Annotated in this window: 13 protein-coding genes; 4 read left to right on the forward strand and 9 right to left on the reverse strand. The window is 38.5% G+C overall.

What is annotated here, in order from left to right; translation table 11 throughout:
• Window positions 1-2 precede the first annotated feature (2 nt).
• The 5 genes from GTK47_RS16995 to gpt form a co-directional block, all read right to left on the reverse strand.
• A complete protein-coding gene (locus GTK47_RS16995; protein ID WP_165125375.1) occupies window positions 3-1,256 on the reverse strand; it encodes a glutamate-5-semialdehyde dehydrogenase in 1,254 nt (417 codons plus the stop codon).
• A gap of 11 nt (window positions 1,257-1,267) precedes the next feature.
• A complete protein-coding gene (gene proB, locus GTK47_RS17000; RefSeq protein WP_036911879.1) occupies window positions 1,268-2,371 on the reverse strand; it encodes a glutamate 5-kinase in 1,104 nt (367 codons plus the stop codon).
• Window positions 2,372-2,486: 115 nt separating this feature from the next.
• A complete protein-coding gene (gene crl, locus GTK47_RS17005) occupies window positions 2,487-2,888 on the reverse strand; it encodes a sigma factor-binding protein Crl (protein WP_165125378.1) in 402 nt (133 codons plus the stop codon).
• Window positions 2,889-2,959: 71 nt separating this feature from the next.
• A complete protein-coding gene (gene frsA / locus GTK47_RS17010; RefSeq protein WP_165125381.1) occupies window positions 2,960-4,210 on the reverse strand; it encodes an esterase FrsA in 1,251 nt (416 codons plus the stop codon).
• Window positions 4,211-4,411: 201 nt separating this feature from the next.
• Complete coding sequence (gene gpt / locus GTK47_RS17015; protein ID WP_006534780.1) at window positions 4,412-4,873, reverse strand: xanthine phosphoribosyltransferase; 462 nt, start codon at window positions 4,871-4,873, stop codon at window positions 4,412-4,414.
• A gap of 352 nt (window positions 4,874-5,225) precedes the next feature.
• On the opposite strand from gpt, the gene pepD reads away from it, so the two are divergent.
• Complete coding sequence (gene pepD, locus GTK47_RS17020) at window positions 5,226-6,683, forward strand: beta-Ala-His dipeptidase (protein ID WP_165125384.1); 1,458 nt, start codon at window positions 5,226-5,228, stop codon at window positions 6,681-6,683.
• A 297-nt stretch (window positions 6,684-6,980) separates the two neighbouring features.
• On the forward strand, window positions 6,981-9,143 hold the full coding sequence (locus GTK47_RS17025) for a TonB-dependent siderophore receptor (RefSeq protein WP_165125387.1): 2,163 nt from the start codon (window positions 6,981-6,983) through the stop codon (window positions 9,141-9,143).
• Between the two features lie 76 nt (window positions 9,144-9,219).
• Here the strand turns inward: GTK47_RS17025 and dinB are convergent, their stop codons facing one another.
• Window positions 9,220-10,275 (reverse strand): DNA polymerase IV, encoded by a 1,056-nt coding sequence (gene dinB / locus GTK47_RS17030; RefSeq protein WP_165125390.1) that lies wholly within the window; start codon window positions 10,273-10,275, stop codon window positions 9,220-9,222.
• A gap of 233 nt (window positions 10,276-10,508) precedes the next feature.
• On the opposite strand from dinB, the gene GTK47_RS17035 reads away from it, so the two are divergent.
• A complete protein-coding gene (locus tag GTK47_RS17035) occupies window positions 10,509-11,381 on the forward strand; it encodes a glycerophosphodiester phosphodiesterase family protein (protein WP_165125393.1) in 873 nt (290 codons plus the stop codon).
• A 92-nt stretch (window positions 11,382-11,473) separates the two neighbouring features.
• Entirely contained in the window at window positions 11,474-11,686 is a 213-nt protein-coding gene (locus tag GTK47_RS17040; protein WP_036932600.1) for a CsbD family protein, read from the forward strand.
• 131 nt (window positions 11,687-11,817) lie between these two features.
• Here the strand turns inward: GTK47_RS17040 and nqrM are convergent, their stop codons facing one another.
• The 3 genes from nqrM to nqrF form a co-directional block, all read right to left on the reverse strand.
• Window positions 11,818-12,045 (reverse strand): (Na+)-NQR maturation NqrM, encoded by a 228-nt coding sequence (nqrM, locus tag GTK47_RS17045; RefSeq protein WP_036932601.1) that lies wholly within the window; start codon window positions 12,043-12,045, stop codon window positions 11,818-11,820.
• Window positions 12,046-12,064: 19 nt separating this feature from the next.
• On the reverse strand, window positions 12,065-13,087 hold the full coding sequence (locus GTK47_RS17050; protein ID WP_165125396.1) for an FAD:protein FMN transferase: 1,023 nt from the start codon (window positions 13,085-13,087) through the stop codon (window positions 12,065-12,067).
• An 80-nt stretch (window positions 13,088-13,167) separates the two neighbouring features.
• On the reverse strand, window positions 13,168-14,394 hold the full coding sequence (nqrF, locus tag GTK47_RS17055; RefSeq protein WP_023581000.1) for an NADH:ubiquinone reductase (Na(+)-transporting) subunit F: 1,227 nt from the start codon (window positions 14,392-14,394) through the stop codon (window positions 13,168-13,170).
• Window positions 14,395-14,396: the final 2 nt, after the last annotated feature.

Below are 14,396 nucleotides of genomic sequence, written 5' to 3' on the forward strand. Positions count from 1 at the left end.
AATTAACTACGAATTGTATTATCGCCGTAGCCAATCCATTTGTAGGTTGTTAGGGCATCTAATCCCATCGGACCTCTAGCATGTAATTTCTGTGTACTAACAGCAACTTCGGCGCCTAAACCGAATTGTCCGCCATCAGTAAAACGTGTACTTGCATTAACATACACAGCAGCCGAATCAACTTGACGAACAAAGCGATCAGCATTAGCAATAGATTGCGTTAAAATAGCGTCAGAGTGTGCAGTACCATAATGGCGAATATGGCTAATTGCTTCAGTTAAACCACTTACCACTTCTACATTTAAATCAAGTGATAACCATTCATCGCAATAATCTGCATCTTTCACATCAACAACAGTAGCTCCGCCTTTTTTCAGCCCAGCCAATGCCTTTTCACTTGAATGCAAAGTCACTTTTTGAGCTGCCATAGCATCACTTAATTGTGGTAAAAATAGCGCTGCGATATTCTCGTGTACTAAAAGCGTTTCTAAAGAGTTACACGCGCTTGGGCGTTGTACTTTTGCATTTACGATAACCGTTAATGCTTTTTCTAAATCTGCGCTTTCATCCACAAAAGTATGGCAAACACCGATGCCACCAGTAATAACTGGAATGGTTGATTGTTCGCGGCAAAGTTTATGCAACCCAGCTCCGCCTCGTGGAATAAGCATATCAATATACTCATCCATTTTTAGCATTTTAGCGACTAACTCACGATCTGGCTTATCAATTGCCTGAATAGCGCCGGCTGGAATATCACATTTTTCTAATGCTTGTTGAATTACCGCAACAACCGCTTGGTTAGTATGATGGGTTTCTTTTCCACCACGAAGAATAGCCGCATTACCTGTTTTCAAACATAAAGAAGCGACATCAATCGTGACATTAGGACGAGCCTCATAAATAACACCCACAACCCCTAATGGCACACGACGACGCTCCAAACGTAAACCACTATCTAGCATACGGCCATCAATAACTTGACCCACAGGATCTTCTAAGCGACATACTTGTCTTACATCATCGGCGATTGCTTTTAAACGTGCGGAATTAAGTAATAAACGATCAAGCATAGCGGCATTGATGTTGGCTTCACGAGCCGCTTGCATATCTTTTTCATTTGCTGCAAGAATTGAAGCTTCTTCTTGTTCTAATAAATCAGCCATCACTAATAATGCCTGATTCTTTTGCTCTGTTGATAGTTGAGCTAAATGCCAAGATGCCTCTCTTGCAGATTTACCCATTTGTTCTAACATCCGAAGGCTCCTTAGCTAACAATCATATCATCACGATGCACAGCAACACTGCCATACTCGTAACCTAAAATTTGACTTATTTCTTGTGAATGGTGTCCTGCAATTAAACGCAGTGCATCACTATTATAGTGTGCAACACCATGAGCGAGATCTTTACCTTGTAAACTTTGAATGCGAATAACACATCCACGAGAGAAATCGCCTTTAATCTCTTTGATACCTTTTGGTAAAAGGGAGCTACCTTTTTCTTTAATTGCGTTTTCAGCCCCTTCATCAACCACTATCACACCAGCAATTGGCGCACCAAAGATCCAGCGCTTACGTGCTTCTAATGGGCTTTGTAAGCCATGGAATAACGTTCCAACAGGTTCATCATTGATAACTTTAGCGATAACTTCAGGTTGTACGCCTGCCGCGATAACAACATCAATACCTGCTCGTCCTGCAACAGTTGCAGCTTGCAGTTTTGTTGCCATACCACCCGTACCTAGCCCAGATACGCTATCACCCGCCATTTGGCGTAACTCATCATTGATATCAAAAACTTCAGGGATCAGTTTAGCATCTGGATTACTACGAGGATCAGCCGTGTAAAGCCCTTCAATATCCGTTAGTAATAACAGTTTATCAGCGCCACCTAAAATAGCAGCTAATGCTGACAAGTTATCGTTATCACCCACTTTAATTTCCGCGGTAGCAACAGCATCATTTTCATTGATAACGGGAATAATGTGGTTATCTAACAACGCATGTAATGTATCACGCGCATTCAGGAAACGTTCTCTATCTTCAATATCAGCACGCGTTAATAGCATTTGACCAATATGAATACCATAGATAGCAAACAACTGTTTCCATACTTGAATTAAAGCACTTTGCCCCACAGCAGCAAGTAACTGTTTTGACGCAATAGTTGCGGGTAAATCAGGATAATTCAAATACTCTCGTCCTGCTGCAATTGCACCAGAAGTGACAATAATAATCCGGTGCCCTTTTTCGTGTTGTTTAGCACATTGGCGAACCAGCTCTACAATATGAGACTGATCCAGACGTCGTGAACCACCAGTAAGTACACTTGTCCCTAATTTAACAACCAGCGTTTGGCTGCTACTCATAACATTTACCATTCTTGTTGATTATTTAAAAAGATAATACACTGTTTTATCAGGAGAGAAGCGTTATGCCAACTGACATAACGCAAAATCTATGAAAAGTTGCCCTAACACAAAATTAGGGCTGAATGGGAAGAGGAAATTTGTTCATTTTTTCATCTGGGATGAGTGTCATTTCTAATTCACTCGCCGCGAGTTGAAGAAATTCATGAAAACGAATAAGTGTTTCATTGATTGACTCAACAACATCATTCTTACTTATGTTCTGATGGAGCCAATCACCATTTTTATCGAATAGCCCAATTTGATAATGATAAATCAACTGTTCATTATTACGTTCTAATTCCATCCACCAGCCCCAAAACTCTCGTTTTTCCGGCGCGACTTTTTTATTTACACAGACTGCTAAACAGTCAAAAAAGAACTGGCTCTCTTGGCATTGTTGCTCTCGGATATATGGGCCGATTTGAGCAAAACGCTTTAATAACTTACCTCGGGTAGGGTTCAAAGATGAAGTCATAAATTCAGTCTCCTTAGAAACTCTACTGTTATATAATCTAATATAATTAGCAAGTTATTGTTCAAAATTAATTATATTAATTTATCATAGATCCAATCTGCGCTTTTTTGTAACGCTAGCTCTAAACCTTCATAAAGCGGTTTATCGTTAATAGCAAGAATGTCACCATCCATAGAGGAGCGTGCAATTAATTGCGAATCCTCTTTCGGGCTCATTTCATCCCCTTTCCAGTAAACCCCCATCATAGGAACAGGCATGCGTCGTCCAATCAAACCTTGGTTTTTCAAGGAATAACTGCTTAACGATAATCGAAGGTTATTTTCATCAATATTCCATAACCCTAAGCGGCTTGCTAACACATCAAGATACATCACAGGAATTTTTTTCTGTAATTCAGCTTGAGTAAAGAAAGTGTGGATCAACGGACCTAAGGCAACAACACCTTTAATCAATTTTGGATAGATATAAGCTAAACGCACAGCAATATTACCACCAAAGCGAAAGCCCATCACACCAATACGAGTATGATCAATCCAAGGTACTTCAGAAAGTTGCTTTAGAACTTCACCTTGTAAATGGCATGTATCTTCCGTTAGTTTTTGTTTTACTGAATAACCAATTGCAGGCATATCCAGTGTTAACATTGCAATACCTTTAGGGGAAAGATAATCACGGAAGAAGCTAACATAATCGCTTTGTAAGCCGTCTAATCCACCGCAAAATAACACTGTAGGATAAGGGCCTCTGCAATCTTTTGGTAAATGCAGAAAACCTGTTGTCGTCCCTTTTCCTTCTAATTTAAATGTCAGTTTTTTGACTTCAAAAGAAGAAAATTTCGTCGCATTCTCAAAGGCTTTCATCGACAAAATAACGGCTTGATCTGCTAAGAAATCACCATTAATAAAGGGATATGCGGCAATACTATAAAGATGTGCGGCTTGTAGCCAACAATCTGCCGCGGCATCACCGGACTCTTCACGTAATGCTTTTTGTTGCCAGATCATCGCTTGATGTGACCACTCAAACGACCAACCACCTTTACGATACCCAACAACGGTATCAATAAATTTATCATCACTACGAGGGGCATCCTGTACCGCAATTCGACTTAAAACCTCTTCTATCTCAATAGGAGAAATTCCACGCCAAATCCAAAGTAAACGTTGAATTGTCCGATACCAATTTTGCTGGCTCGTACCATTAAGCACAGTATAGGTATTAATATTCGATTTTGGATGGGTGTACTGAATTAGTGTTGAGGTTTCAGCGTGTTTTGCTCGTGGTTTAAATAAAGTTTCAGAAAGATTCGTATCGTTTGCCATATCACTCTTCAAATCAGTGGATATCGTATAAAGAAGCTTAAAAGTATGGTTTTATCATAGCATGAAATCGACTTGAACAATGTGTATCACAACAAGCAACCGCACGAAGACATCATAAAAAGGGAGAGAAAGAAGCTTAAAAACAAAAATCCCCGCCTAAGCGAGGATCTCAACTAAACCAGCAAAGTGAATGCTATCAACTTATTTTTGATCGCAAACAGGTGGAATAAAGGCAACACCCATATCCCAAGGCTGTTCAATCCATGTATTTTGTGGAATATCAACCACGAAATCATCCACTAAAGGACGCCCTTCTGGTTTTGCAAAGATAGTGACGAAATGCGCTTTTGGATACATTTCACGGATAACTTTAGCAGTACCACCAGTATCAACTAAATCGTCAACAACGATAAAGCCTTCACCATCACCTTCTGCTTTTTTTAAGATTTTGAGGTCGCGCTGATGATCGTGGTCATAGCTAGAAATGCAGACTGTATCCACATGACGGATACCTAATTCACGAGCAAGTAATGCAGCAGGGACTAACCCCCCACGGCTGACAGCAATAATGCCTGTCCACTGTTCGACTGGTAATAAACGTTGCGCCAATTGACGGGCATGTATTTGCAACATATCCCACGTTACAACATATTTTTCGCTCATAATATTGTGATCCTAGCTACTTGAATTTCGAGAGAAGCTTTTTTGCGGAAAAAAAGGTTGCGCGAGATTATAGTGATTTGAGCGCCTAAAAACCAGAGAAAACGTGAAAACAGATGAGATTATCCTTATTTTTTTCTGTAATGCCTTTTTATGATTAAAAAACAAACTATATAAAAAATGAATACAAATAGAGATCTAATTTCTTAGATAGAGATGTGAATAGAATGACGCATTCATCAGAAGAAAGTGATATTCTCAACTACATTGGCGTATAACGCTCAGAATAATAAAGCTAGCCCTTAAAAAAGCGGTAGGCTATCAATAACACAGATGCTGTTAGAGGAGATCCATCGTGTCTGAACTATCTACTCTATCCCCACAACCACTATGGGATATTTTTGCAAAAATTTGTTCGATTCCACATCCATCACATCATGAAGAAGCCTTAGCTTCCCATATTCTTTCTTGGGCAAGTGAAAAAGGTCTTTTTGCACAGCGCGATGCAGTTGGCAATATTTTAATTCGTAAACCAGCAACTAAAGGCATGGAAGATCGTAAAGCCGTTGTTTTACAAGCACACTTAGATATGGTGCCACAAAAAAACAACGACACCGTTCACGACTTCACTAAAGATCCGATTCAACCTTACATTGACGGTGAGTGGATCAAAGCTAAAGGCACTACATTAGGTGCTGATAATGGTGTCGGTATGGCATCTGCATTAGCTGTTTTAGCTGACGATACTGTTAAACACGGCCCATTAGAAGTCCTGTTAACCATGACTGAAGAAACAGGCATGGACGGAGCATTTGGTTTACAACCAGGTTGGTTACAAGCAGATATTCTTATCAACACAGACTCTGAAGAAGAAGGTGAAATCTACATGGGCTGTGCGGGTGGTATTGATGTTAAAACCACAGTAAGCCTTTCTTACGATGCAATCCCAGCAGGTCACGTTGTTAAGCAACTGGTTCTGAAAGGATTAAATGGCGGTCACTCTGGTGGTGATATCCATTTAGGTTTAGGTAACGCAAATAAATTATTAGCGCGTTTCTTAGCGGGTCATGCAGAAGAATTATCACTGAAATTAATTGATTTTCACGGTGGTACACTGCGTAATGCTATTCCTCGTGAAGCAAACATTGTTTTTGCAATTCCAGCGGATAAAGCAAGCCAACTAGACGCAGTAAAAGAGAAATTTGAAGCTCTTTTAAAAACTGAATTAGCTATTGCTGAAAAAAATCTGAAAATTGAATTAATTGATACAACAACAGATAAAAAAGTTTTCACCGCAGATTGCCAAGAGCGCTTAATCAACCTACTTAATGCTATGCCAAATGGCGTTATTCGTATGAGTGACGACGTTGAAGGTGTTGTTGAAACTTCCTTAAACGTAGGTGTTGTTAGCATTGTTGACGATAAAGTAGAGATCTTGTGCTTAATTCGTTCTCTGATTGATAGCGGTAAAACTTATGTTGTTAGCATGCTGACAGCATTAGCAAAACTGGCTAAAGCGGATATCGAAACCAAAGGCGGTTACCCAGGTTGGAAACCAGATGCAGACTCTCCTGTTATGCATTTAGTTCGTGACACTTATCAACAACTGTTTGATAAAGTGCCAAATATCATGGTTATCCACGCAGGTCTTGAATGTGGTCTATTCAAAAAACCTTACCCTGATATGGATATGGTTTCGATTGGGCCAACAATCCGTGGTGCTCACTCACCAGACGAACGCGTTCACGTTAAGAGCGTCGGTCAATACTGGCAATTATTAACTGCAATTTTAAAAGCGATCCCAGCTAAATAATTTCGCTTTAATGTTAATAATGGAACCCGCTTAATTGGCGGGTTTTTTGTGCCTAAAACTATCACCAAAAAATAAATTATCCTCTCAAATCACACGTAATTTCCCTTAAAGATCATAATTTATTCCTTATATAGCCAATTACATAATCGCTTATTCCATTATGGAATAAGAAAATAAATCTTAATAAATTAAATATATAGAATGCTAATCATTATCATTAGCATTAATGTTTTTAGAGTGATATTTTCATGGCCTCCGAATTTAAAGTTAAAAAATAAAAAACTAAAGGGTTCTATTGTGTCTAATAAAAATTACGTTGCTAGCGTCTTTCTCGCCTTGCCTCTAAGTTTACTCTCTGTTCAAATTCATGCGGCCGTCAATCAAAATATACCTGAAAAGATAATTGTTACGGCATCTCCATCGCAAGATCCTCAAGCGCCTGTTTCCGGTTTTGTGGCAACAAAAACGCTATCAACAAATAAAACACCAAGTGAAATTGAAAAAACACCACAATCCATTAGTGTGATTACGCGTGATCAAATGGATGCTCAAGATGTCAGTTCAGTTTCTCAAGCATTACGTTATACGCCCGGAGTTTTCACAGAATATCGTGGAAGTTCTAATCGTAATGATGAGGTTTTTATTCGTGGATACAGTTATGCCCCTCGTTTTCTTGACGGCCTAAGTTATGGAATGGGAGCTTCATCATCAACTGGAGCAATTGATCCCTGGTTATTAGAGCGCGTTGAAGTGGTCAGAGGACCTGCATCCGTTCTCTATGGTCAAGTCAATCCGGGTGGCCTTGTGGCAATGACAAGTAAAAGACCAACCGCAACCCCTATTCACCATATTCAAGTACGAGCAGGCAATGATAAATTAGCAGAAACTGCTTTTGATTTTTCAGGGGCATTAAGTGATGATAATCGTGTGCTTTATCGCCTAAACGGTGTTGCAAAAACACAACACACTCAAATAAAAAACTATAAAGAAGAACGTTTTGCTCTTGCTCCTGCTATTACTTTTTTACCTAATGAACAAACTCGCTTAACACTACTAAGCTTTATTCAGCAAGAGCCTGAAGCTGGGTATCGTAATTTTTTACCTGCTTATGGTACGGTTAAAAGTACTCCGGCTGGTACGATCCCTTTTGATTTTGATGTTAACAATCCCGATTACCATAAGTCATGGCGTCAACAATATGGTATAGGCTATGAATTTGAACACGAATTTAGTGATTCACTAAAAATTGTACAAAATGCTCGATATAGCCATATTAATCAAAAATATAAATATCTTGTATTTGGCTCTTTAAGAAAAGATAACCCTTATGTTCTTGAACGCCGAGCGCAACAAGAGCAGCGTGAAACAGATACTTTAGGAATAGATACTCGCTTGCAAGCCGACTTTACCACTGCAAAACTTAATCATACTGTGATTGCTGGTATTGATTATCAATGGAGCAAAGATCAAGATAATTTGCTTCGAGCAATGGGACCAGAGTACGATCTTGATTGGCGTGATCCTAACTACCACTATCCAATCGATATGAGTTTACAAAAACCTGCGACCGATCAACTACAAAAGCGTGACCAAATTGGGTTATATCTACAAGATCAGATCGAATGGAAAAATTGGATCTTACTTGCAGGATTACGCCAAGATTGGGCTCAAGTTCGTACTCATGATTTCTTAGCTAAAAGCTATGATCAGCAAGATGATCATAAATTAACGGGTCGTGCAGGGCTTTTATATGCTTTTGATAATGGTATTTCGCCATATATTAGTTATAGCACCTCGTTTGAACCTAATTTACAAACTCGTAGAGCTCCAGGAAGTGCTCCTTTTGAACCTAGTGAAGGCCGTCAATTAGAGGCTGGAATAAAATACCTGACACCAAATGAGCAAACATTGGCAACACTCTCTATTTATCAATTACAACAACGTAATGTTACCAACTACAATGCTGAAAAAGCGTATTTTGAACCAGTGGGTGAAATTAGAAGCCGTGGTGTTGAAGCACAAATTAATAGCCAATTAACTGAAAATATTTCATTTATCAGCAGTTATGCTTATACCGATACTGAAGTAAGAAAAACCATTATTGCGGGAACACAAGGAAAAGAACTCCCTAGAGTTCCCAAGCATATGGCATCACTTTGGGGTCAATATGATGAAACCTCTGGGCTATTTAATGGCGCTAAAGCGGGTGTTGGTGTCAGATATGTGGGTGTGTCTCAAGGCGATACCAAAAATACAGTTAGTGTACCCGCAGTTACACTTTACGATGCAATGATTGGTTATTCATTAGGTGAGCTATCACCTTCTTTTAAAGGTGCTGAAATTCAGCTTAATATGAATAATATTGCGAATAAACATTATGTTGCATCTTGTGCTGGTGATACTGCGTGTTTTTATGGCATTGGCAGAACAATGACAGCAACTATGAATTATCGCTGGTAATACTATAGAAATTAATTAAATAGATTAACTAAGTTAACCATAGTCAATCTGTTGATCGACTATGGTTTTTTAATTTTTATAGTGCTAAAAGAAGTTGTCGTTCTATTTGTGGATCTTGCAAGGTGACATGAAATCCGATCAAACGCACACCTCTGCCATTTCGACGCTCATGCCATGCTTGGTAGGCAATATTGATTAAATCGGCTTTCTCTAAAATAGGATGAGTATGCTCTTGTGTCGTTAATTGAAAATCATCAAATTTTAATTTAACACCTTGCCTTGCTATCCTTAGGTCTGGTTTAACTTTTGTTAATCGTCTTTCTAATTCGCTATATAATCCATCAAGTAATACCAAGCAATCATCCCAAGAATTAATATCTGAGGAAAAAGTACGTTCAACTCCAACTGATTTTCTAAGTCTATCTGGGTTAATTTCACGCTCATCGATGCCATGACTACGTTCCCATAAATTTTGACCAAATTTTCCAAACACTTTTACTAAAGAAAAGACATCAGTACGGCGAATATCAGCGCAAGTTTCTAACCTCATTTCTTGCAAGCGCGCAAATGTCACCTTACCTACACCGGGTATTTTATTAAGTGGTAATTTTAAAATAAAATCATCGACTTGCTCTGGTGTAATAACAAATTGTCCATTTGGTTTATTCATATCAGAGGCAATTTTTGCAAGAAATTTAATCGGAGCAATACCTGCGGATGCCGTGATATTTAACTCATCAAAAATTTGTTGACGAATTTCTTTAGCCATCAACGTTGCTGAACCATGACAATGCTTACTGTCAGATACATCAAGATAAGCTTCATCAAGTGAAAGAGGTTCAATAAGGTGAGTATAGCGAGAAAAAATTTGGCGTATTTTGGCTGATGTCTCTTTATAAAGAGCCATTCTGCCGGGCAATACTTTTAAGTGAGGACATAACTTCAATGCGGTTGCCGTTGACATCGCACTACGGACACCAAAACGACGGGCAGGATAATTCGCCGTACAGATCACTCCTCGACTAGAAGCATTGCCTCCAACTGCAATTGGGATCTCTTTTAGTGCTGGATTATCTCGCATTTCAATCGCAGCATAAAAACAATCCATATCAACATGAATAATTTTACGCATACAATCACCTCACTTTATTTACTGTTTAAATATACAGTAAATAGATATTAACTACAATTTTTATTCGCTCTTACCTCCCTCTATTTGGGGGTATTTCTCATAAAAATCTGAATTAGTCTGTTTATTTATAGAATTGTCACAAAGTGATGATAGATTGTTTTTGCTCGTTGATTAATTACATTAATTTTAAATATTGTTTTGTAACTACATATAAAACAAGGAAATAATTTTTCATGATCAAATTATTCATCGCTATTTCTCTCTTTTTTTATTCTGTAATTCTTATGGCATCTCCTAAAATTATCGCTCATCGTGGTGGCACAGCTGATGCCCCTGAAAATACTGAAATTGCTATAAAAACAGCGCTCTCTAATCAAGCTGACGCAATTTGGATCACTATTCAATTATCAAAAGATAATATTCCTGTTCTTTATCGCCCTAGCGATTTAAAAAGCTTAACGAATGGGCAAGGCAGTGTTTCTGAATTTACTGCACAGCAACTGAAGCAATGGGATGCCGGCTATAAATTTGGTGAAGCTCAGCAATTTCCTTATCGAAATAAAGGTGTCACCATTCCGACATTGGATGAGATCTTAACTCAATTCCCCACAACACAGTTTTATCTGGATTTAAAATCACCAGATGCTGATCCAGCAATCCAAGGGGAAGCATTAATAACCGTACTTCGTAATCATAACGCACTGGAGAGAACTCGCGTCTATTCTACAAACACCTCATTTCTTGATGCCTTACCGACAAATGTACAACGTTTTGAAAGCCGTGATATCACTCGTGATATTTTAGCCAATATCACAATGAGCCATGTTTGCCTGTTACCTGAAAATTTAGATATTACTCGTTGGTATGGGTTAGAGCTTCACCGAAAAGTCGAAGTTGTTGAGAAGTACACATTAGGTGAAGCGCGTTCCGCTTCAGTTCTGAGTTGGGATAAAGATGCAATGTCTTGTTTTCGTGCTGGTGGCAATGCTCATATTGTTCTTTTTGGGATCAACACAGAGAAAGACTATATTCAGGCTACTGAATTAGGTGCTGATGAGGTTATGGTCGATTCACCCGCAAATATGAAAGCATTTAGAAAAGAGTAAATAAGTCGATTTAGGCATTCACTTTTATCTTCACTTCATTCTCTTCTACACTTAATCATGTTATCTGATGGAAATAAGTAAGGAGGAATAAAATGTTAAACAATAAAATTTCGGGTGATTGGAATTTATTCAAAGGAAAAGTAAAAGAAAAATGGGGAAAAATCACCCATGATGAACTTGATGTTATCGAAGGCACTCGAGAGCAATTGATTGGTAAACTTCAAGAGCATTATGACTATTCCTACGAAGAAGCCAAAAAAGAAGTTTTAGAGTGGGAGGGACAAAACCCTTATCCATGGAAGTGATCCTTTGACAAAAAGTTTTATTTTTTATGATCTTACTTTAGTTCTATTAAAAATTTTTTAGAATGAAATAAAAAAGAGTGATGGCAACTAAAATCCATCACTCTTTTTTTATCGAAGAATATTTCTTATTGTTAAAGAATTCGATTCTTTTTTAGTAGCTCTTCTCGTGCGGACTCTTTTGCCATACGTTTTTTACGTGCATCACATGGCTCAGGGCAATCGCACTCTTTTTCTATCCCCATAGCCCCTAAACCACCACAACTACCTTGAAGGCTCTTACGCTTTACAATATATCCTAACGCCATTCCAAAGAAGGCAATTAAGAATAAGATGAAGGCAAAAAGAAATATTTTTAACATAACCTTCTCTCCTTAAATTCTATTTTTTCAAGAATGGGGCGAACGCTTTACTATAACGCTCTTCAAACCCATTTTCAGTTTTCACTATCATAAAGACAGGAATATTTAGCTCGTTTGCTACTGCTAACCCTTTTTCAGGCCCTAAAACATTCAATCCTGTTGAAAGACCATCAGCACTCATGCAAGTTGGCACAATCACAGTGATAGAAACAAGGTTATGTTTAATAGGGTGACCAGTGGTTGGGTCAATAGTATGTGAAAAACGGACGCCATTTTCTTCAAAATAGTTACGATAATCACCTGACGTGGCAATTGAATTATCACCCGGTTCAATAATTAACTGAACACTCTGTTTTGTGCCATCATTTGCCGGTTTTTCAATCGCTATACGCCAAAGCTTATCATTCCCATTCACGCCTTGGGTTCTTACTTCACCACCAATATCAACCATATAGTTAGTGATATTCTGTGAAATTAAATATTCAGCTACAGCATCAACACCATAGCCTTTGGCAATTGAAGAAAGATCGACATAAAGTTCAGGGATCTTCTTAATTAATGTATTACCTTCAACAGCAAGGTAATCAATACCAATCCACTGTTTACGTTTTTCTAATTCATCTTCAGAAGGTTGATGCGTAAATCGGCCTTCTGGGCCAAATCCCCATAAATTAACTAACGGCCCCACAGTCACATCTAAAGCACCATCAGTCATTTTATTAATGCGAATAGCTTCATTAACTACTTTAGCTGTCGCAGGTGAAACAGGAAATGGGGTATTAATTTCACGGCTTTGATTGAAACGACTGAGTTCAGACTGGGGACGATATGTTGACATTTGATCGTTAACTTCTTCAAGAATACGATCAATCTCTGTTTGTAAGACGTTTTGTGGAGGTGAATTACTATCAGGAACATATTTAATCGAGTAATAAGTTCCCATGGTTTCGCCTTCTAATACCTGCTGTTTTTCACCGCATGCAGATAATAGGACTAATGCAGACAGCATCACTATCCAATTTATCATCTTTCTTTTTAACATAACTCTCTCTTCTGATCATGAGCGCCCACATAAGTGGGCGCTTGTCATTTCATTCATTTATGCTTTATCGGAAGTTAGGATCAACCTCCAAAGTCATCCAGCATAATGTTTTCATCTTCAACGCCTAAATCTTTGAGCATTTTAATAACTGCAGCATTCATCACTGGCGGTCCACACATATAGAATTCACAATCTTCTGGTGCAGGATGATTTTTGAGGTAATTCTCAAACAACACGTTGTGAATAAATCCAGTATAGCCAGTCCAATTATCTTCAGGCAATGCATCTGAAAGTGCGACATTCCATGTGAAGTTTTCGTTTTCTTTTGCAAGCATATCGAAATCTTCAGTGTAGAACATTTCACGAACAGAACGTGCACCATACCAAAAGCTGATTTTACGTTTAGAATGTAAGCGTTTTAATTGGTCAAAGATATGTGAACGCATTGGCGCCATACCCGCACCACCACCAATAAAGATCATCTCAGCATCTGTTTCTTTCGCAAAGAACTCACCAAATGGCCCTGAAATTGTCACTTTATCGCCCGGTTTTAATGACCAAATATACGATGACATAATTCCTGGTGGCACATCAGGATTACGTGGCGGAGGTGTCGCAATACGCACGTTTAACATGATGATGCCATGCTCTTCAGGATAGTTCGCCATTGAATAAGCACGCACCGTAGTTTCTTTAACATCAGAAACATAACGGAACAAATTAAACTTATCCCAATCTTCGCGATACTCTTCAGGTACATCAAAATCTTCGTAACGAACCGTATGAGGAGGGCATTCGATTTGAATAAATCCACCAGCACGGAAAGGTACAACCTCACCTTCAGGGATTTTTAATACTAATTCTTTAATGAAAGTGGCTTTATTATCATTTGAGATAACCTCACATTCCCACTTTTTAACACCAAAGATTTCTTCTGGTAATTCTAATTTCAGGTTATTTTTTACGTTTACCTGACAGGCTAAACGACAACCTTCTTTAGCTTCACGTTTGTTAATATGTGAAAGTTCTGTCGGTAAAATATCACCGCCACCTTCCAGCACTTTAACGCGACACTGACCACAAGAGCCACCGCCACCGCAAGCTGATGAAATAAAAATACCTTCATTTGATAATACATTAAGTAATTTATCACCTGCTGGTGCATCAAAACTTTTTTCTGGGTCTCCATTGACCTCAACTGAAATATCCCCTGTATTGACCAGTTTTGATTTTGCGAACAAAATCAACGCTGTTAATACCAATACAATCAGGGTAAACATCACGACACCTAGAATAATTATATCCATGA

The organism is Proteus sp. ZN5 (genome assembly GCF_011046025.1).
In the GTDB taxonomy this organism is placed as follows: Bacteria; Pseudomonadota; Gammaproteobacteria; order Enterobacterales; family Enterobacteriaceae; genus Proteus.

Excerpts from the sequence above, each read along its gene's own strand:
- GTK47_RS16995 (WP_165125375.1), bottom strand. The coding sequence starts at position 1,256 with ATGTTAGAACAAATGGGTAAATCTGCAAGAGAGGCATCTTGGCATTTA.
- proB (WP_036911879.1), bottom strand. The coding sequence starts at position 2,371 with ATGAGTAGCAGCCAAACGCTGGTTGTTAAATTAGGGACAAGTGTACTT.
- crl (WP_165125378.1), bottom strand. The coding sequence starts at position 2,888 with ATGACTTCATCTTTGAACCCTACCCGAGGTAAGTTATTAAAGCGTTTT.
- frsA (WP_165125381.1), bottom strand. The coding sequence starts at position 4,210 with ATGGCAAACGATACGAATCTTTCTGAAACTTTATTTAAACCACGAGCA.
- gpt (WP_006534780.1), bottom strand. The coding sequence starts at position 4,873 with ATGAGCGAAAAATATGTTGTAACGTGGGATATGTTGCAAATACATGCC.
- dinB (WP_165125390.1), bottom strand. The coding sequence starts at position 10,275 with ATGCGTAAAATTATTCATGTTGATATGGATTGTTTTTATGCTGCGATT.
- GTK47_RS17035 (WP_165125393.1), top strand. The coding sequence starts at position 10,509 with ATGATCAAATTATTCATCGCTATTTCTCTCTTTTTTTATTCTGTAATT.
- GTK47_RS17040 (WP_036932600.1), top strand. The coding sequence starts at position 11,474 with ATGTTAAACAATAAAATTTCGGGTGATTGGAATTTATTCAAAGGAAAA.
- nqrM (WP_036932601.1), bottom strand. The coding sequence starts at position 12,045 with ATGTTAAAAATATTTCTTTTTGCCTTCATCTTATTCTTAATTGCCTTC.
- GTK47_RS17050 (WP_165125396.1), bottom strand. The coding sequence starts at position 13,087 with ATGTTAAAAAGAAAGATGATAAATTGGATAGTGATGCTGTCTGCATTA.
- nqrF (WP_023581000.1), bottom strand. The coding sequence starts at position 14,394 with ATGGATATAATTATTCTAGGTGTCGTGATGTTTACCCTGATTGTATTG.